The sequence below is a fragment of the Streptomyces narbonensis genome, from assembly GCF_014649015.1.
Lineage (GTDB): Bacteria > Actinomycetota > Actinomycetes > Streptomycetales > Streptomycetaceae > Streptomyces > Streptomyces narbonensis.
Window position 1 is genome coordinate 84,279 of sequence record NZ_BMSF01000017.1, and the last position, 18,672, is coordinate 102,950.

Consider the following 18,672-nt stretch of genomic DNA (forward strand, 5'->3'; position numbering starts at 1 on the left):
GGTCCTGTCGTCGAGTTCTTCAGGCACGGGAGACGTGCAGCTCCGTCTGGGAGATCACGAGCAGCCGGCAGAGCGACTCGAGGCATTCGAGCCGGTTCTTCGCCTGGCCCAGCGATTCGCCCCAGGTGGTGATGCCGTGATCGGCCAGAAGCAGCCCGGGCGGGCCTTCCCGGTCGGCCGCGAGATGGGCGGCAACGTCGTCGGCGATCCGGTCGACATCGGGCCAGTTGGGGAAGACCGGCAGGTCGGTGAAGGTCGGGTTCTTCAGCCCCAGCCCCTTGAGCAGTTCGAAGCGTTCCACTCGTACCGAGGCAACGGCGTCCGAGGCGGCGGCACGGTGGGCGACGACCGTGGCATACGGGGAGTGGACATGGATGACGGCGCGGGCTCCGGTGACGCGGTAGACCGCGGCATGGATGGAGGTCTCCGCCGAGGGGCGGTCCTGGACGGGAGGAGTCGCCCGGCCGGTGAGGGCGTCGACCTCCACCACGTCCCGGGCGGTCAGTTCGCCTTTGTCCCGGCCGCTCGCCGTGATCAGCGCCCGGTCGGGATCGTCGGGCAACCGCATGGAGATGTTGCCGGACGTGCCCGGCATCCAACCGCGCTCGTACAGGGTGCGGGAGATGTCGGCCAGTTGCTGGGCGGTCTGCTTGCCCGCGGCGGTGGACGGCGCGTAGCTCATGCCCCTACCTCGGATGCGTGGCGGACACCGTGCTCGGAGACGATCGCGGTGATCAGGGAAGCCGGGGTGACGTCGAAGGCGGGGTTGTACGCCCGCGTACCGCGTGGCGTGGTGCGGATCCCCCCGCAGCTGGTCACCTCGTACGCGTCACGTTCCTCGATGACGATGTCCCGGCCATCGACGAGGGACCTGTCCCACGACGACTCGGGGGCGACAACGATGAAGGGGATGCCGTGGTGGGCGGCGGCGATCGCCAGTCCGTAGGTGCCGATCTTGTTGGCCACGTCTCCGCGCGCGGTGATCCGGTCGGCTCCGACGAGGACGCAGTCCACGAGCCCCTGGCTCATGGCCGCGGCCGCCGCGCTGTCGACACACACGCGGTGCGGCACACCGGCCTCCGCCAGTTCCCAGGCCGTCAGCCGTGCGCCCTGCAGGAGCGGCCGGGTCTCGTCGACGAGGACCTCGGTGACCTTTCCGGCGTCGGCGAGGGCGAGGATCGTGCCGAGGGCGGTGCCCACGGCCGCGGTCGCGAGCCGGCCGGTGTTGCAGTGGGTCAGGAGTCGCAGGGGGCGCTGCGGACAGCGGTCCTCTACGGCCTGGACCGCGTGGGCGACCATCTGCCGGTTGACCGCCCGGTCCTCGTCGATCATGGCGGTGGCCTCGGCCAGGACCGCGTCCGGGCCGTCGGCGAGCCTCCCGAGGGCTCGGTCGACCGCCCAGGCCAGGTTGACTGCTGTCGGGCGGGCGGCGACAAGCCGCTGGGCATCGGCGTGCACGGCCTGCCGCCCGCCGCCGGTGATGCCCGGCGAGCAGTGGGCGTACGCGGAGAGCGCGACGCCCAGGGCGCCCGCGAGCCCGATGGAGGGGGCGCCCCGTACCGCGAGCGTCGTGATGGCGGTGATGACGTCGTCCACGGTGTCCAGGCGCAGAAGCCGTCTCTCGTGGGGCAGCGCGCGCTGGTCGAGGGTGACGATCGCGTTGTCGTCCCAGCGCAGTGACGGCTGGTCGGAGGGCTTGCTCACGGGCGGCGGCTCCTCGGAGGCCTGGGAGGTGGAACCGGTCAGTCGGTCAGGGGACGCGACCGCAGTTCGACCAGGGTGGGCCCGGCCTCCACGTCGGCGGTCACCTGCTCGGGGTCATCGCCGACGGCGATGACGTAGCCGTAGCGGTTCATGTACGCCCGGGGCGGAAGTGCCAGCCGGGTGCCGGGGCCGGCAGTCGCGACCGCGCTGTGCACCGTGGGCCCGAAGAGGTCGGTGCGGACGACCACTTCGACCGCCTCGCAGTCGCGCTCCGGGTAGAGGAATCTGATGGCTGCGGTCTTCTGCGCCTTCGGCGCGGTGTCGGGGGTGAGCCCCGCCGCCACGTGGGCGGCCGCGACCGCCGGGTCGGTACCGGTGGCGAGCATCCCGATGAGGGGGATGAAGTCGCCGCCGAGGCGTGCGTTGATCTCGACGAGGCGCGGCCCCTTGGGAGTGAGCTTGAACTCGGTGTGCGTGGCACCGCGTTCGAAGCCGAGCGCCTTGTGGATGCGGTGGAGTTGGTCCAGGAGTTCGGCGTCCTGCAGGAGGGGATCGGCGGCGTCGACGGTGTGGCCGGTCTCCTCGAAGTACGGGTCCATGCCGGTCTGCTTGCGTGCCACGATCATGGGGGTGCACACGCCGTCGACGACGACCGCGTCGATGCTGATCTCGGGTCCGGTGAGGTACTCCTCGACCAGGACGTCGGCCTCGTAACGGGGTACTCCGGGCCAGTTGGCGGAGCTGGCCGCCTCGAACGCCGCTTCGACGGCGTCGCCGTGGTCGGCCCGGACGACACCGAGACTGCCGGCGAGTCCACGGGCCTTGACCACCACCGGGTAGCCGGTCGCGTCGGCGGCACGGCGCGCCTCGGCCGCCGTGGAGACCGGGGTGCAGGCCGGCTGCGGCACGTGGGCCGCCGTGAGCCGGGCCCGGGTGGCCGCCTTGTCGCGGCAGGAGAGCACCGCGTCGGGCGCGCTTCCGGGCAGGCCGAGGGCTTCGGCGAGGCGCGCGGCGGCGTGCACGAGGGACTCGTCGTAGGTGAAGACCCCCGCGACAGGCAGCTGTTGCATGACCTTCCTCGCCTCGACGAGGAGGGCGTCGAGGTCCTTGGTGTCGAGGAGTGAGGTCCCCTCCACGTACGGCAGTTGCCAACTCGGCTCGTACGCGTCGAGAAGCCACAGACGGAAGTGGCGTGAGACGGCCGCCACGATGTACTCCCGATAGCGGCGGTCACCGCTGCCCATGAGGAGCAGGACCGGTGCCTCGGTGGTGGGCGAGTGCGGGTGGGGCGTGGCGGCCATGGTGGGAACCTTTGCGTCGACGTGTGGTCGGGGCCGGGGCGGGCCGACGGAGCGGGGTGGAGCCCAGGTCGGCAGCGGCGCTGTTCGGCCGACGGCCGGAACCCTGCCAGCGTCGAGCGATGTATGTCAATAGATCGATGAATGGCCGAAGGTGCACACCTTCCCCGACGTCACCGCCGCACGGCACACCTGCCCCGATTCGCTCACGTCTGGGGCGGTTGCGAAAGTCGGCCAGGTTACCCGACGTAGGCATTCGCGCTGATGAAACCGGTAGGAAGCAAGGGCGCTCAGGCTCGTCTCGCGACTCCAGCGGATTCCGTCGCCAGGGTCGCGGGAGGCACTGGGCGGTGTTGACGCACGGCGAATTTCAATCGGTGGCCATCGATGATGCAGAGGCGACAGATGACACCTGACGCCCCTTCCCCCACTCGGTCGCCGCCACGGTCAAGTCACCTGTACCGGGGTCGCAAGAGGCGCTCGGAAGGGGTAGCGTTCGCACACGGATCGAGATCCGCAGCCCACGGCGTCAGGGGCGAGTGGACGTCGAGACGGCGAGGACGCTTCGAAGGAGAAGCGGCCGGACTTTCAACCGCAAGGCCGCCGGGCGACAGAGGCTTCGCACCCTCCTTCGACCAAGCCGCCGAAGAATGTGGCCAGATCGGCCAGCGCCTCGGGCCGCAGCCGGTAGTAGGTGAAGCGCCCGCAGGGCTCGGTCTCCACGACGCCCGATTCCCGGAGAACCCGGAGATGGTTGGACAGGTTCGTCTGCCGCGCGCCCGTCTCTTCGACGAGATGAGTCGTACACAGCGACTCACGGGCAAGCAGGCACACGATGCGAAGCCGCAGAGGGTCCGCCAGGGCCCTCAGCAGTTCCGCGTTCACCGACGTCAGCATGCCCCGATCGTGACACACCAAGCACAACCGGTGTCAACCGCCCGATTGTCAACACCGTTGTACAACAATCCATTTGAGGAGAAGCAGGTGTCCCGGATGCCCTCTGTCCTGTTCGTATGCATTCACAACGCAGGCCGGTCCCAGATGGCCGCCGCATGGCTTCGCCACTTGGCCGGCGACCGGATCGAGGTCCGTTCGGCGGGCTCCGCGCCGGCCTCGGCGGTGAACCCGGCGGCGGTCGAGGCGATGCGTGAAGTCGGCATCGACATGTCCGCGGAGGTCCCCAAGATCCTCACCACGGAAGCCGTCAGCGAGTCGGACGTGTGCGTCACGATGGGCTGCGGGGACACCTGCGAGGTGTTCCCCGGCAAGCGCTACCTCGACTGGAAGCTGGACGACCCGGCCGGGCAGGGCGTGGAGGCGGTGCGCCCCATCCGTGATGCCATCAGGGGCCTCGTCGAGGATCTCATCGCGGAGATGAACGTGACTCCGGCGCATTGAACCGGATGATCAGTACGGTGAGCAGTCGATCCCCCGAGGGAAGGCCTGCTTCCTGAGCTCCTGCAGGGCATCCCAGCGAATCGAGAACCAGGCCCACGTTCCTCGCTGCTCACGGCGCAGCAGTCCCGCGGTGGTGAGGATCTTCAGGTGACGGCTCACCGTGGGCTGCGCCAGGTCGAGCGACTCGGTCAGGTCGCAGACACAGAGCTCGCCGGCCGGCGCCTGATCGATGAGGTGGACGATCTGGAGGCGGGTCGGGTCGGCCATCGCCTTCAACTGGACAGACAGCGTCTCGACTTCGTCGTGGCCGATGAGAAGTCCCGGGGAGCAGGGCACACAGTGCTCCTCGCTCACGTCCTCGATCGGTATGCCTGCCAACGGAGTTGCCATCCGGACACCATACGAGGCGACAAGATCGCATGGCGAATCCGAGGAGTGATATCCGTCAGGCGTTCACCGTTCGTTCACCCGCGCCACGTCAGCGCAGGAGGGCTGCGATGGACCGCGCGGCTTCGCGTGCGGGACGGCCGACGCCGACAAGGGTCGCTGAGGCCGGCCCGGTCCAGTCGCCGTACCCGAGCAGATGAAGGCGGGGCTCTTCGAGAGCCTCCGTCCCCCGGGTGGGGATGTGTCCGCGCGGACCGCGTAGCCCGAGTGGGGCGAGGTGGGCGAGAGCGGGACGGAAGCCGGTGCACCAGATGATCGCGTCGGCCTCGGCCCGCGTTCCGTCAGCCCACTCGACGCCGGTCTCCGTCAGGCGCGTGAACATCGGTTGCGCCTTGAGGAGGCCCGCGTCGCGGGCTTCGCGTACGGGCGGAACGGCGACGATGTCACCGAGCGAGGCGACTCCCCCGCCGTCGGTGCGGCCTTCGTCGAGGGCACGGCGGCGGGCCGTGGCGTGGTCGAAGAGGGCGCGGCCGTCGATGTCGTCGGCCAGGAACCGTGCGGGCCGCTGGGTGACCCAGGTGAGGCCGGTGTCGTACGCGAGATCGGCGGCGATCTGTGCTCCGGAGTTTCCGCCGCCGACGACGATGACCCGCATTCCGGCGAACTCACCTGGGGTGCGGTACTCGACGGTGTGAAGCTGCCGCCCCAGAAATGAGCCACGGCCCGGGACAGAGGGAAGGAACGGCCGTGACCACGAGCCGGTGGCGCTGACGACGGCGCGGGCACGCCAGGTGCCGGAGTCGGTCTCGACACGCAGGTACCCGCCGTCGCGGCGTACTGCCTCGACGCGAACGGGCCGATGAACGGGGAGCTCGTAGCGCTGCTCGTAGTCGGTCAGGTAGTCCACGACGTGCGCGGCGTCCGGGTACGTCTCGCCCTGTTGTGGCGGCATGAGGCGACCGGGCAGGGACGAGTACGCGGCCGGCGAGAAGAGGTGCAACGAGTCCCACGCGTGTTGCCAGGCCCCACCCGGCGCGGGTTGAGCGTCCAGGACGGCGAAGTCGAGGCCGCCGAGGCGGCGCAGGTGGTATGCGGCGGCGAGTCCCGACTGGCCACCGCCGATCACGACGACGTCGAGTGCCTTGCTCATCTCCTCGGCTTTCCCTTCGTGCGGCTGCGCCTCGCCGCGATAGAGAGGCGAGGCGCAGAGTAGCGATTCGGCGGGGCCACTACTGGGCGGGGGCGAACTTCCTGCGCCAGGCCAGCGACACGTACACGAGCGCGACCAGGACCGGGACCTCGATGAGGGGGCCGACGACTCCGGAGAGGGCCTGGCCGGAGGTGACGCCGAAGGTGGCGATGGCGACGGCGATGGCGAGTTCGAAGTTGTTGCCGGCGGCGGTGAAGGCGAGCGTTGCGGTGCGGTCGTAGGGGAGGCCGATGGCCTTGCCGAGGGCGAAAGTGCCGAACCACATCACCGCGAAGTAGACGAGGAGCGGGAGGGCGATCCTCGCCACGTCCAGCGGCTGCGAGGTGATGGTCTTCCCCTGAAGGGCGAAGAGGATGACGATCGTGAAGAGCAACCCGTAGAGCGCCCACGGTCCGATCTTCGGCAGGAACCTCGTCTCGTACTGCTCCCGGCCCATCCTCCTCTCACCGGTCCGGCGGGTGAGGAACCCGGCCGCCAACGGAACGCCGAGGAAGATGACGACGTTCAGGGCGATCTTCCCCATCGAGATGTCGAGCGTCTCGCCCTCGCCGAGGCCGAGCCAGCCGGGCAGCAGGTCGAGGTAGAACCAGCCAAGGACACCGAAGGCGATGACCTGGAAGACCGAGTTCAGCGCGACGAGGACCGCGGCGGCCTCGCGGTCGCCGCAGGCCAGGTCGTTCCAGATGATCACCATGGCGATGCAGCGGGCGAGGCCGACGATGATCAGGCCGGTGCGGTACTCCGGCAGGTCCGGCAGGAAGATCCAGGCGAGGGCGAACATGAGTGCCGGGCCGAGGATCCAGTTGATGACGAGCGAAGAGACCATGAGCTTCTTGTCGCCGGTGACGGCGTCGAGCCTGTCGTACCGGACCTTGGCGAGGACCGGGTACATCATGATCAGCAGGCCCACGGCGATGGGCAGCGAGATGCCGCCGATCTCGACCTTGGCCAAAGCGTCGTTCAGGCCGGGGATCAGCCGCCCGAGCCCGAGGCCAAGGCCCATGGCGAGGAGGATCCAGACGGCGAGGAAGCGGTCCAGTGTCGACAGCTTCGCGACGACCGAGGAATCCGGGGCCTGAGAGGGGGCTTGGGTGGGGGTCACGGACAGGCCCTCTTGTTCTCGGCAGCGGTACGGGCGGAGGCGGCCAGGTCGGCGAACTGGCCGGCCAGCTGGGCGATGACGTCCGGCCTCAGGCGGTAGTACGTGAAGCGACCGCAGGGCTCCGTCTCCACCACACCGGCCTCGCGCAGCACGCGCAGGTGGTTGGAGAGGTTGGTCTGCTTGGCGCCCGTCTCCTCGACGAGGTGGGTGGTGCAGAGGGTCTCGCGGGCGAGCAGGGTCACGATCTGGAGCCTGAGGGGATCTGCCAGAACCCGGATCAAATCAGTATCGACTGACGTCATCATGGACTGATACTGTCACATCACTCGCTGCTGATACCAGCCGGGGCTGACCTCTTGCCGCCAAGGAAGAACCGATGACCACCGCTCCGCTCGCCTCCGTGCTCTTCGTCTGCGTCCACAACGCGGGCCGCTCCCAGATGGCCGCCGGATTCCTGCGCCACCTGGCCGGCGACCGCGTCGAGGTCCGCTCCGCCGGTTCGATTCCCGGCGACCAGGTCAACCCGGCCGCCGTCGAGGCCATGGCCGAGGTCGGCGTCGACATCTCCGACCAGCAGCCCAAGGTGCTGACCACCGAGGCCGTCCAGGCGTCGGACTACGTCATCACCATGGGCTGCGGCGACGCCTGCCCGGTCTTCCCCGGCAAGAACTACCTCGACTGGGCCCTGGAGGACCCGGCCGGCCAGGGTGTCGAGGCCGTCCGTCCGATCCGTGACGAGATCAAGGTCCTGATCGAGGGCCTCATCGCCGAGATCGACGCGAAGCAGGAGGCGTGACTCCCTTGACCGACTCGAACACGGCGACCGTGGACGACGTCCGTGAGGTCATCGTCATAGGCTCCGGACCCGCCGGATACACCGCAGCCCTCTACACGGCCCGCGCCCAGCTCAAGCCTCTGCTCTTCGGCAGCTCGATCTTCGTCGGAGGGTCCCTGACCACGACGACCGAGGTCGAGAACTTCCCCGGCTTCCCCACCGGCATCGACGGACCCGACCTCATGGACGACATGAGGGCCCAGGCCGAGCGCTTCGGCGCGGAGATGATCGACGACGACATCGTCTCCGTCGACCTGACCGGAGCCATCAAGGAACTCACCGACAGCGAGGGAACGGTCCACCGCGCCAAGGCCGTGATCCTCGCAACCGGCTCCGGCTACCGCAAGCTCGGTCTCCCCAACGAAGACGAGCTCTCGGGCCGCGGTGTCTCGTGGTGCGCCACGTGCGACGGCTTCTTCTTCCGTGACCGCGACATCGTCGTGGTCGGCGGCGGAGACACCGCCATGGAGGAAGCCACCTTCCTCACCCGTTTCGCCCGCTCCGTCACCGTCGTCCATCGGCGCTCGACCCTGCGCGCCTCCCAGGTCATGCAGAGCCGGGCCTTCGCGGACGACAAGATCTCCTTCGCCTTCGACAGCGAGATCGCGGAGATCAAGGCCGAGAACGGCATGCTCGCCGGCGTCGTCCTGCGCGACACCTTCACGGGCATGACCCGCGATCTCGATGCCACCGGCCTGTTCATCGCCATCGGCCACGACCCGCGCACCGAACTCTTCACCGGCCAGGTCGACCTCGACGACGAGGGCTACATCAAGGTGAAGGCGCCCTCCACCCGCACGAACCTGCCGGGAGTCTTCGCCGCCGGCGACGTCGTCGACCACACCTACCGCCAGGCCATCACGGCCGCGGGCTCCGGCTGCCAGGCCGCACTCGATGCGGAGCGGTACCTCGCCGCCCTTGCCGACAAGCGCAAGGCCGCCGAGAGCGTCACCGTCACAGCCTGAGGCACCAGCGAAGCCCACGCTGTCGGCCCTCCCCATGAACACCAGCTCCTGCCCGTCGCGTTGGCGGACCTGCCGGGCAGGAGCTGGCACTCTCCACCGGTCGGCACGACGAGTCACACCGCAGCCGGTTTTCGGTCTTCGTGCGGCCGCACGTGAGCACAAGAAGCCGGCAACGAGACTCGTTGCCGGCTGATCTGCTCTGCTCGCGGTGAGGACCTGCTCGGTAGACGCCTGCGGCACGGCTACGGGCGAAGGGCTTTCAGCTGGATTCCGGCTCCCCGCACGAGTGGACCGGTGCGCCGACGAGGATGTCGGCGGCGCTGGGGAACTCGGAGACGCAGCGGGGGTTGACGGCGTACCGGATGCTGGCACCGGCCCGGCGCCTGGTCAGGAAGCGGGCGGTGTGGAGGATCTTCAGGTGGTGCGAAACGGTCGACTGGTTGAGTCGAAGGTGGTCGACGATCTCGCCCACCGGCACGGGCTCCGGTCGACCGCTCAGGAACCGCATGATGCGGATGCGCGTGGGGTCTGCCAGGGCTCGGAACCAGCGGGCGTACTCCTCGACGGTCTCCCGGTCGAGTGACGTTTCGGACATGGGAATCCTTAGCGGCCACGGGGATCGCCTCCGCGCCGTCGGCAGCGGCGAAGTGCGGACCGGTCGAGCCATCGGGAGCGTGGTCGTCCGCCCACGGTCACGAGGGGACGCGGGCGAGTACAACGGTGCGAACCGTGGCCGGAGCTCTGAGCTCCGGCCACGGTTCGCGTGCGATGACGTGCTCAGCAGCAGGTGCCGCCCGGCTCGCACTCCTGCGCGTCGGCGGTGCCGTCGACCGGCTTGCGGGCGCGGATGATGGCGGCGTGGAGGCCGTCGGCCGCCTCCTGAGTGAAGACGACCTCCGCGTCCTTCAGGCCGACCGCGTCGAGGAGTTCCTTGTACTCGGCGACCGACAGGGCACCCGCGATGCACTGGCTGTGCCCGCCGCGTTCCGCTCGCTCCTCGGGGCTGAGCCGGTCCTCGGCGACGACGTCGCTGATGCCGAGGCGTCCGCCGGGGGTGAGAACGCGCGCCATCTCGGCGAAGACGGCGGGCTTGTTCAGCGACAGGTTGATCACGCAGTTGGAGATGATCACGTCGACGGTGTCGGCGGGCAGCGGGATGGACTCGATCGTGCCCTTGAGGAGGACGACGTTGTCGATCTCGGCGTCGTCGACGTTGCGGGCGGCGAGGGCGAGCATCTCCTCCAGGAAGTCCAGGCCGAAGACGCGGCCGTCGGGGCCGACGCGCCGGGCGCTGAGGATGACGTCCAAGCCGCCGCCGGAGCCGAGGTCCAGGACCGTCTCGCCCTCGCGCAGTTCGGCGACGGCGCTCGGGTTGCCGCAGCCGAGGCTGGCGAGGAGGGCGGCGTCCGGTGCGGTGCCGGGGCCGATCTCGTCATACGCGGCGGGGCCGAAGGTCTGCGGGTCGGGCGAGCAGCAGGCGCCGCTCGTCTCGGCTTCGGCGGCCTTGGCCCGGTAGTACTCCCGGACCTCTTCCTGCAGGCTGCCGGCAGTGGTGGTGTCGCTCATGGCAGGTGGTCCTTCTCGGTCAGGCGCCGGCGGGGGCGAGGCGGTGGACGGGGCGCGGGTAGGAGGGCTTGAACGACACCGGGGTGGTCGCCGAGGAGGTGACGGCGGTGGCCAGGTCGGCGGCCTTGACGGCCTCGGTGACGGCCGCGTCCAGGGCGTCGGGTTCGCAGGCGACCCGGGCGTTGACGACGGCCCGGCCGGCCGGCGCGTGTGCGCTGGCGGCGCGGTCGAGGGTGGGCTGCGCGCCGGACTCGGTGAGGCTCAGCTTGGCGAAGTCGCCGTCGGCCGTCTCCACCGTGATCTTGGCGTGGCCGATCACGGCGTCGTGCTCCGCGGACCAGACGGACAGCTCCTGGAGGACGGTACGGGCCCAGGCGGTCGCGTCGAAATCCTCCCCGGCGGCGGTGAGGTCGAGCTCCTGGTTCATCCAGGCGAGCTGGGCCTCGGCGGCCGCGTAGCGGTCGTAGTCGATGTCGAGGACGACGTCCTCGTTCGTCGCCGGAGCCTGCCAGGCGTCGAGGAGCGTGTCCAGGTGGGCACCCGTGGTGGCCGAATATCCGACGACGGTCGCCTTCGGGTTGCTCGTACGGAGCGCGGCGAGGAGTTCCTCGGCCCGCTCCGGCTTGATGGTGTCCAGCTTGTTCACGGCGATGACGTCGGCCTCGGTGACCTGCTGTCGGAAGAGGTACGAGAGGTCCGACTCCGGCTCGCCCCTCTCGGCGGCGCGGGCGAAGGCCAGGTGCCGCAGGGGGTCGACCACGGTGGTCAGCGGGGCGACGACCATGTCGTCGCCGTAGTATTGGCGGAGCGGTCGCACAACGGTGGCCTGGAGGTCCGTGCAGCTGCCGACGGCCTCGGCTATCACGGTGTCGACGCTGTCGGAGGCGACGAGCGCGACGATCGCCTCGACGAGGTCCTCGAACTTGCAGCAGAAACAGCCGCCGGTGACCTCGGCGACGCTGTCGAGCTTGCTGCGCACCAGCTTGGTGTCGACCAGTTCGACGCCCTGGTCGTTGGTGATGACGGCGACCTTGCGGCCCTGCTCCTGGAGCGCGAGCGCGGCGGCGGTCATGGTCGTGGTCTTGCCCGCCCCGAGGAATCCGGTCAGGGGGATGAAGGTGATCATGTGGTCCTTCTCGTCCTTGTCGTGGAGTCGGGCGGGTCAGCCGCAGCAGCTGTCGCCGGAGCCGCCCAGGAGGGGCAGGTTCGCGGGCTGGGCCGGGGCGGGGGACGCGGCGCCGAACGCGACGCGCCTGCTGTTTCCGAAGGCATCGAGCCAGGCGTTCGCCTGCGGCCGCAGCGCCGGGTCGGAGAGCAGCATCGAGGTGGTGACTTCGCGCGGGGTGCAGCCGCGCAGGGCCTTCGCCTGGTGGGCGCCGGCGCCGAACTCGACGGTGCGCAGCCCCTCGGCGTAGGCGTCGCGGACGGGCGCGTCGAGGACGAGGGCGAAGTAGATGCCGCTGCGCTCGCCGATCGCGGCGTAGTCGAAGCCGGCCCACTTCGGGAAGAGGCGGTGGTTCTTGCGGATGGTGACGCAGGTGGCGACCAGCGCGCCGTCCTTGTAGCCGAGGTAGGCGCGGACGTCCGCACCCTCGTCGATCAGAGCGGAGAGGATGCCCACGATGTGCTCGGGTTCCTCGCCGGCGCCGTTCTTCTCCCTGTTGAGACAGGTGAGTTCGGCGATGCGGGCGACGTAGGGGCGGATGTCGGTTCCGTCGACCCGCTCGATCGTCACGCCGGCCGCTTCAGCGCGGCGGACGTCGCCCTTGATGCGCTGGCGCTTCTTCAGCGGCAGGGCGGCGAGGTGTCCTTCCCAGTTCGGCGCGTCGAGGCTCATGAAGTCCTCGTAGCCCCAGAAGGTGCTGGACGCACCGGCCGCGTTGAGCGCGTCGACGAGGGCGTCGTTGCCGCGCCGGCTGGGGATCCAGGGGGCGACGATGCAGCGGATGCCGGCCTCGAAGGCGGCGGGCACGAGCTTGTCGACGATGGACCCCATCAGCGTGGGAGTCCAGAAGTTGTAGGCGACCTCGGTGCGGTAGCCCAGCGGGGAGCCGAGGAGGAGGGTCGGGAAGAAGGGCTCGGTTCCCAGGGCGTCGACCTCGGCGCTGCGCGCGGCATCGGTCTCGGCGCCGCAGCACACCTCTTCGCCGGAGGGCGCCTGCCATCCCAGGTAGGTGCGCGGCTCGTGGTCGACGACCGGCGGGGTGGTGAGGATGTAGCCGGGGAGGAGGGCCAGTTCGCCGCGGGCCCGGTGGGCGAGGGTGTGCCAGGGCTGGACGTCGGGGAGCACCTTCTCCGTGGCCCGCAGCCAGCTGGGGCCGAGGTACGGCCACGAGTCGGTGAGGCCGGCGAGCTCGCCGGTCCAGTCCATGTCCGGGAGGGCCTGGCCGGTGGAGATGACGACGCGGGGTGATCCACCCATGTCAGTGTCCTTTTCTTGTGAGCGGGTGGGTCAGCACTTCACGCAGCAGCGGATCTTGCCCGCGTCCTCGGCGTCGGTGCGACGCTCCTGCCAGAGCTCCTCGACGCGCTTGTCGGGGTGGGTCCACTCGACCCAGAAGCCGCGGTCGACGGTGGCGATGTCCTCCATCCACGGCGAGGAGAGCAGCGGGGAGCCCTTGAACAGCAGCAGTCGGGTCTGCAGCGCGGTGGGGTCGGTGACGCGGGCGAGGCCCGTCTCGACCAGCCAGTCCTCGAAGCCGAGGAGCTCCTCGTACTCGATCCACGGGGTGAACGGGATGAACGTCGGGTAGAGCTCGAAGCCGATCCGCTCGGCCTCGTCGACCGCCTCGCGCATGTGGTCGACGTCGATGTGCTTGTCGAAGATGCGCAGGATGCGGTCGGAGGGGAACTCGAGGGCGCAGGTGACGCGGCGCAGCCCGAGCGAGACGAGCTTCTCCAGCTCCTTGGTGTAGTCGAGGACGTGGTCGACGCGGGTGGTGAACTCGAAGGTGATGGGGCCGATGGCCTCGACGAGTCGCTCGACCACACCGATGCCGATGGTGCGGGAGTTGAAGAACTCGGCGTCGATGAAGCAGAAATGCCGTACGCCCTCCTCCGCCAGCTGCAGCGCGTCGGCCAGGACGCTGTCGGCGTCGTAGGCGGCGACGCCACCGTCGTACGCGCCGTAGACGGAGCAGTAGGTGCACTTGTGGTGGCAGCCGCGGGAGGCCTCGATGTTGCCCATCAGGCCGAACGGCGAGTGGTGCGCCGGGTAGTGCACGAGGGAGGGGAACAGGTCCCGGGCGGGCTTGGTGACCGAGATGCGCCGGCGCGGGGGCTTGGGACGCATGCCCGTACGGGTCATCAGGGCGGGCACCGCGTCGAGCGCGATGGTGCCGGCGGCGAGCTGGGCCAGCTCCTCGCTGATGAGTTCGGGCTCCTCCATGATGATGCCGTCGGCGACCTCCAGGAACTCCCGGTGGTTCATCTGCGCGTACTGACCGAAGGTCACGACCGTGGTGCCGTACGCCTCCGAGACCCTGCGCGCCAGGGCGATTCCGCGCTCGAGGCCCTCGAACTGCTGGACCGAGACGAGCGTGAGGTCGAAGGGGCCTTCCGGAATGGCGTCGGGAAGCAGGTGCGCGTCCCAACCGACGACGTCGGCGCCGTGCTGCTGCAGAGCGGCAGCCGCACACGCGGAGGTCAGGGGCTGGAGCTCCGCTTCGAACGCGGAGGCAACCAGAACACGGGCACTACTCACACTTCCCCCCAGGGAGTGATCAAGGAGCGTGACGGATCGAGAGGGGGCCGGGTCAGGGCCCAGGTCGGTAACGACGCTGTCGACCGACGGCCGGAACCCTGCCAGCGTTGAGCGATGTATGTCAATAGATCGATGAATGACTGAAAGACCATCCCTGCGGACCGCCGTCGTCGCGGGGTATCAGTGCCCCGATTCGCCCTCCTCTGTAACTGGATGCGAAGAGAAGTCACTCACCTGAATCCCCTTGTTCACACAGCTGGAAGCCGTCCAGAGCGAAGGTGCCGAGTGGCGGTCACCAGGGCTTCGAATTTCGTTGTCGACCGCAGGTGACCCACCTGTCATCTCGGCGCATGACTCAAATTCAATCGCTGATCATCGATGATTTCGCCTCACCAGATCTCGCCAGGGCGAGTCCGAGACGGTAGCGTTCGGCCACGGCATCACGGTCCGCACCCGGGGTCAGCGGGTGAACGGCTACCGACGCCTTGATTCTTCAGGCCCTTCAAAGGGGAGCGGGCCGAGCTTCAATCACAGAGACGCGTGAGGATCCGACGGCGACTCCCCACGGTCCGGCGCGAGTTCAACCTGCAAGCGAGAGAGATCTCAGGGAGTTCGGGCTTCAGGCCCTGAACAGCCGTCATCCGCAAGCCCGGTGGTCACACAACCGTCCTCCCGGCGCCCCCGCACTCTCGTCCGGCGTCTCTCCCCGTCCACGCGACAGGGGCGCGACCGGTGCTCACGGCCACACCTCTTCCACGTCCCGAACCTCAGACCCGCATGCCCTACGGGTGGCAATCCGCTACCGGTGTTCCCCGATCACCGTCCCTCCATCACCGCAAAGGCACCGCCATGTCTTTCATGTCCACCGAATCCCGCAGCAGAGCAGCGCGCCTCACCGGCCGGCGCGTCCGCCAGGGCGCTTCCGTCGCCTCCGCGTCCCTCCTCCTCTCCGCCGCCCTGACCGGCTGCGCCGGCTCCGCGAAGGCCGGCTCGGACGCCATCCAGGCCAGCGGCTCCACCACCGTCGCCCCGGTGGCATCCGATGCGGCCGAGGCGCTGAAGGCCAAGGGCCTGAACATCACCGTCGCCACCCAGGGCGGCTCCGCCGGCGGCATCTCCCAGCTCGGCACCGGCCAGATCAACATCGCGCTGAGCTCCAAGCCTCTGTCGGAGAAGGACCAGAAGGCCTACCCCGACACGGACTTCGTGACCACGCAGATCGGCGCGGACGCCGTCGGCGTGATCATCACGAAGGAAGTGGCCGACGGCGGTGTCAAGGGCCTGACCAAGGCGCAGGTCGCGGGCCTGTTCGAGGGCAAGATCACGAACTGGAAGGAGGTCGGCGGTCCCGACCTCCAGGTCTTCGTGTACGACAAGGAGCCCGGCCGTGGCACCCGTGAGGTGCTGGACAAGTTCATCTACGGCAAGGGCGAGCCGCCGGCCCCGCCCAAGTCGGCGAACTACGCCATCGTCGGCGGCAACCTGGAGACCCGCAACAAGCTCAAGTCCACCCGCGGTTCCATCGCCCCGCTGTCCACCGGTTTCATCGACGGTCACCCCGAGCTGGTCGCCGTGCCTCTGGAAGGCGTCGCCCCCACCCTGGCGAACGTGGCGTCCGGCAAGTACCCGATGACCCGCCCCCTGTACATGATCACCAACGGCAAGCCGAAGGACGGCGTCAAGCAGTACATCGACTACATCCTCTCGCCCGAGGGCCAGAAGCTGCTGCCCAAGCACGGCTACCTCACGCGTGAGCAGATGGGCCTCTGATCATGGGTCTCACTCTGGAGCGCCCCACCCAGGCGCCCGGACCCGCCGTGCCGCGGCCCTCCCCCGGGAGCGGCCGCGGCAGCCGGGCGAGATGGGTCTGGGGCTGGGCCTACAGCGGCATCCTGTCGGTGCTGCTCACCCTCACGGTCCTGCTCGGCTACCTGGTCACGGGCATCGCGAGTGGAACCGTCGACTGGACGGCACTGCTCACCTCGTCCACCTGGAGCCCGGGGAACCTCGCGTTCGGCGGCCTGGCCATGATCTACGGATCGGCGGTCGTCTGCGTCCTGGCACTGGTTCTCGCCGTCCCCGTGGGCTGGGCGGCGGCCGTCGCCCTGTCCGAGTACCTTCCGCCTCGCCTCGCCAAGCCGCTGCGCCTGAGCATCGAACTCCTGGCAGCGGTCCCCTCCATCGTCTACGGCCTGATCGGCATCATGGTGATCAGGCCCTTCGTGGCAGACCTCGGTGACGTGCCGGGCGGAGACAGCCTGCTCGCCGCCGGCATCGTCCTCGCCGTGATGATCATGCCGACGATCGTGGCGGTCAGCGTGGACGCGCTGGCCGCCGTACCCGGCCGGTACCGGGAGGCCGCGTACTCCCTCGGCCTGACCCGGCGCGAGGTCGTGCGGTCGGCCGTCCTGCCCCAGGCCCGTCCCGGCATGCGGGCCGGCGTCCTGCTCGGCCTGGCGCGGGCGCTGGGTGAGGCCATCGCGGTCTTCATGGTCATCGGGCGCGCCGACGACCGGCTCCCCGAGTCACTCGGAGACGTCTTCTCCTTCCTCGTACGCCCCGGCCAGACGCTCACCACCAAGCTGGCCGGCCCCGAGCCGATGCTCGCGGGCACCTCCGGCCCGTACTTCGCGGCCCTGTGCGGGCTGGGCATCATCCTGCTGACCCTGGTCGCCGTCGCCACCGTCTGGGGCACCCGCGGCTCCACGGGAAGGGCCGTACGCGCTCCACGTGCCCGGCGGTCCTCCGCATGGCTGCGCACCCCGAAGGACCGGCTCACCACCGCCGTCCGGCTCGGGGCCCTGCTGCTGCCGGGGGCACTCCTCGTCGGCATGCTCGGCATCCTGCTGGCCCGCGGCGGCGCAGCGCTCAATCCGGTCTTCTGGTTCACGGCCTCCGAAGGCGCGGCGGGTGGCGGTATACGCGACCAGATCCTCGGCACCCTCCTGCTCCTTGCCACCACGGCCCTGATCGCACTGCCCCTCGGCTATGGAGCAGGCATCGTGATCGGCACGCGCGCCTCGGCGAAGACCGCTCGCGTGCTGGAGACGCTGACCGTCGCGGTCGGCGGAACGCCCACGATCCTGCTGGGCCTCGCCGGGTACGTCCTCTTCTGCACGACCATGGGCTGGGGCCGCTCCTGGCTGGCCGGCGCCGTGGTCCTGGTGCCCGTCGTGATCCCGGTGGTCGCCCTCACCACCGCGGGCCGGATTCGGAGCATGCCGGCGGAAATCACCGAGGCCGCGCTCGCGCTGGGTCTGACGAGCTCCCAGTACGTCCGCTCGGTGGTCATCCCGTACACCTGGCCGGCCACGCTCACCGGCCTGCTTCTCGGCCTGGCCCGCGCGGCGGGAGAGACGGCCCCCCTGATCTTCACCGCCACGGTGTTCTTCGGGGCACCCGCCCTCCCGACCGGCATCGTCAACGCTCCGGTCCAGGCCCTGCCCACGCACATCTTCACCCTGTCGCAGGACTCGGGCGCCCCCGAGGCGATCGCCCAGGCATGGGGCAGCGCCCTCGTCCTGGTCCTGATCACCGCGGGCCTGCTCAGCCTCGCGGTCTTCCTGCGCAACCGCTTCGAAGGAGCCCGACGATGGACGACGTGACAATGGGTCTCGCGCCGCTGGACGACACGGTCGACAAGACTGTCATCGCGGTCCGCGACCTGCAGATCTTCGACGGCACGAAGCGCCTGGTCGGTCCGGTCACCTTCGAGCTGGCCACCGGATCCACCACCGGCCTGTGCGGCCCGTCGGGCGCGGGCAAGTCCACGGTGCTGCGCGCCCTGGTCGACCTGCTGCCCCACGGGCTCCGCCGCGAGGGCGAGGTGCAGGTCCTCGGCCGTCCCGTCCGGTACGGCAAGGGCGACGCCGGCCTGCGCAGCACGGTCGTCCTGGTGCCGCAGACCCCCGTGGTCTTCGGCGGCAGCATCCTGGACAACGCCCTGTTCGGCCTCCGTCACCTGGTACGGGCGCCCCGGACGGAACTGCACGACCGTGTCGAGCAGGCACTGCGCGAGGCGGGCCTGTGGAGCGAGGTCGCCGACCGCCTGGACACCCCAGCGCAGACCCTCTCCAACGGCCAGCGCCAACGACTCTGCCTGGCCCGCGCCCTGGCCCTCGAACCGGCAGCCCTCCTGCTCGACGAGCCGACCAGCGCCCTGGACGAGCGGAGCCGCGACACCGTCGAGGAGTCCGTGGCAGCCCTGCGGGGCAACCGGACGGTCCTACTCGTCTCGCACGACCCCGCGCAGGTGGAACGACTCTGCGACCGGACGGTCCGCATCGACCTGCCGACCACCTGCGAGCCTTCCGCAGCGATGGTCTGAACGCCCGCCCAACCCGCAGGGCTCGACGCTCTTGGGCCCGCCCTGGCGACGAAATCGCAAGGGCGGGCCCGGGAGCATGATCGAGATCTCGTCGGCTCACCGGCCGGCACCGCTCTGGTCGCCAAGGGTCCGCCCAAACCCGGCACACGGACGGTGCCTCGTCGAGCGCCCAGGCAG

The 18,672-nt window shown here is 69.7% G+C and carries 19 protein-coding genes; 6 read left to right on the forward strand and 13 right to left on the reverse strand.

Annotation, left to right across the window (positions count from 1 at the left end):
- Positions 1–19: 19 nt before the first annotated feature.
- The 4 genes from mtnB to IE124_RS27710 all read right to left on the reverse strand — a co-directional run bounded on the left by mtnB (position 20) and on the right by IE124_RS27710 (position 3,899).
- A complete protein-coding gene (gene mtnB / locus IE124_RS27695; protein WP_189511574.1) occupies positions 20–682 on the reverse strand; it encodes a methylthioribulose 1-phosphate dehydratase in 663 nt (220 codons plus the stop codon).
- A complete protein-coding gene (gene mtnA, locus IE124_RS27700) occupies positions 679–1,704 on the reverse strand; it encodes an S-methyl-5-thioribose-1-phosphate isomerase (RefSeq protein ID WP_189511576.1) in 1,026 nt (341 codons plus the stop codon). The genes mtnB and mtnA overlap by 4 nt, the downstream gene beginning before the upstream one ends.
- Before the next feature lie 38 nt (positions 1,705–1,742).
- Positions 1,743–3,005: an ATP-grasp domain-containing protein gene (locus IE124_RS27705; RefSeq protein WP_189511578.1), complete on the reverse strand. Its 1,263-nt coding sequence runs from the start codon at positions 3,003–3,005 to the stop codon at positions 1,743–1,745.
- 585 nt (positions 3,006–3,590) lie between these two features.
- On the reverse strand, positions 3,591–3,899 hold the full coding sequence (locus IE124_RS27710) for an ArsR/SmtB family transcription factor (protein ID WP_189511580.1): 309 nt from the start codon (positions 3,897–3,899) through the stop codon (positions 3,591–3,593).
- A gap of 87 nt (positions 3,900–3,986) precedes the next feature.
- Between IE124_RS27710 and IE124_RS27715 the strand changes: the two genes are divergently transcribed.
- Entirely contained in the window at positions 3,987–4,400 is a 414-nt protein-coding gene (locus IE124_RS27715) for an arsenate reductase ArsC (RefSeq protein ID WP_189511583.1), read from the forward strand.
- Positions 4,401–4,409: 9 nt separating this feature from the next.
- On the opposite strand, the gene IE124_RS27720 is transcribed toward IE124_RS27715, so the two are convergent.
- The 4 genes from IE124_RS27720 to IE124_RS27735 all read right to left on the reverse strand — a co-directional run bounded on the left by IE124_RS27720 (position 4,410) and on the right by IE124_RS27735 (position 7,404).
- Complete coding sequence (locus IE124_RS27720; protein WP_189511585.1) at positions 4,410–4,790, reverse strand: ArsR/SmtB family transcription factor; 381 nt, start codon at positions 4,788–4,790, stop codon at positions 4,410–4,412.
- 88 nt (positions 4,791–4,878) lie between these two features.
- On the reverse strand, positions 4,879–5,937 hold the full coding sequence (locus tag IE124_RS27725; protein WP_189511587.1) for an ArsO family NAD(P)H-dependent flavin-containing monooxygenase: 1,059 nt from the start codon (positions 5,935–5,937) through the stop codon (positions 4,879–4,881).
- A 79-nt stretch (positions 5,938–6,016) separates the two neighbouring features.
- On the reverse strand, positions 6,017–7,099 hold the full coding sequence (gene arsB / locus IE124_RS27730; RefSeq protein WP_189511588.1) for an ACR3 family arsenite efflux transporter: 1,083 nt from the start codon (positions 7,097–7,099) through the stop codon (positions 6,017–6,019).
- A complete protein-coding gene (locus IE124_RS27735) occupies positions 7,096–7,404 on the reverse strand; it encodes an ArsR/SmtB family transcription factor (RefSeq protein ID WP_189511590.1) in 309 nt (102 codons plus the stop codon). The genes arsB and IE124_RS27735 overlap by 4 nt, the downstream gene beginning before the upstream one ends.
- Positions 7,405–7,475: 71 nt before the next feature.
- On the opposite strand from IE124_RS27735, the gene IE124_RS27740 reads away from it, so the two are divergent.
- Both IE124_RS27740 and trxB read left to right on the forward strand, forming a co-directional pair.
- Complete coding sequence (locus IE124_RS27740; protein WP_189511592.1) at positions 7,476–7,895, forward strand: arsenate reductase ArsC; 420 nt, start codon at positions 7,476–7,478, stop codon at positions 7,893–7,895.
- Positions 7,896–7,924: 29 nt separating this feature from the next.
- Positions 7,925–8,899 carry a thioredoxin-disulfide reductase gene (trxB, locus tag IE124_RS27745; RefSeq protein WP_189511686.1) on the forward strand — a complete coding sequence of 325 codons (975 nt, stop codon included), beginning with the start codon at positions 7,925–7,927 and terminating at the stop codon, positions 8,897–8,899.
- A gap of 259 nt (positions 8,900–9,158) precedes the next feature.
- On the opposite strand, the gene IE124_RS27750 is transcribed toward trxB, so the two are convergent.
- The 5 genes from IE124_RS27750 to arsL form a co-directional block, all read right to left on the reverse strand.
- The gene (locus IE124_RS27750; RefSeq protein WP_189511594.1) at positions 9,159–9,494 is read right to left on the reverse strand and encodes an ArsR/SmtB family transcription factor; all 336 of its coding nucleotides are present in this window, start codon (positions 9,492–9,494) and stop codon (positions 9,159–9,161) included.
- A 182-nt stretch (positions 9,495–9,676) separates the two neighbouring features.
- The gene (locus IE124_RS27755; protein ID WP_189511596.1) at positions 9,677–10,465 is read right to left on the reverse strand and encodes a methyltransferase domain-containing protein; all 789 of its coding nucleotides are present in this window, start codon (positions 10,463–10,465) and stop codon (positions 9,677–9,679) included.
- A gap of 19 nt (positions 10,466–10,484) precedes the next feature.
- Positions 10,485–11,591 carry a GTP-binding protein gene (locus IE124_RS27760; protein WP_189511598.1) on the reverse strand — a complete coding sequence of 369 codons (1,107 nt, stop codon included), beginning with the start codon at positions 11,589–11,591 and terminating at the stop codon, positions 10,485–10,487.
- 36 nt (positions 11,592–11,627) lie between these two features.
- Positions 11,628–12,887 carry a GNAT family N-acetyltransferase gene (locus IE124_RS27765; RefSeq protein ID WP_189511601.1) on the reverse strand — a complete coding sequence of 420 codons (1,260 nt, stop codon included), beginning with the start codon at positions 12,885–12,887 and terminating at the stop codon, positions 11,628–11,630.
- Positions 12,888–12,917: 30 nt separating this feature from the next.
- Positions 12,918–14,168, reverse strand: a complete 1,251-nt coding sequence (gene arsL / locus IE124_RS27770) for an arsinothricin biosynthesis radical SAM protein ArsL (protein ID WP_189511603.1) — start codon at positions 14,166–14,168, stop codon at positions 12,918–12,920.
- A gap of 858 nt (positions 14,169–15,026) precedes the next feature.
- On the opposite strand from arsL, the gene IE124_RS27775 reads away from it, so the two are divergent.
- From IE124_RS27775 to IE124_RS27785, 3 genes are read left to right on the forward strand one after another with little or no spacing between them, the layout of a single operon-like run.
- On the forward strand, positions 15,027–15,938 hold the full coding sequence (locus IE124_RS27775; protein WP_189511605.1) for a phosphate ABC transporter substrate-binding protein: 912 nt from the start codon (positions 15,027–15,029) through the stop codon (positions 15,936–15,938).
- A gap of 2 nt (positions 15,939–15,940) precedes the next feature.
- Positions 15,941–17,773: a phosphate ABC transporter permease subunit PstC gene (gene pstC, locus IE124_RS27780; RefSeq protein WP_189511607.1), complete on the forward strand. Its 1,833-nt coding sequence runs from the start codon at positions 15,941–15,943 to the stop codon at positions 17,771–17,773.
- Entirely contained in the window at positions 17,761–18,495 is a 735-nt protein-coding gene (locus IE124_RS27785) for an ATP-binding cassette domain-containing protein (protein ID WP_306432433.1), read from the forward strand. The genes pstC and IE124_RS27785 overlap by 13 nt, the downstream gene beginning before the upstream one ends.
- Positions 18,496–18,672: the final 177 nt, after the last annotated feature.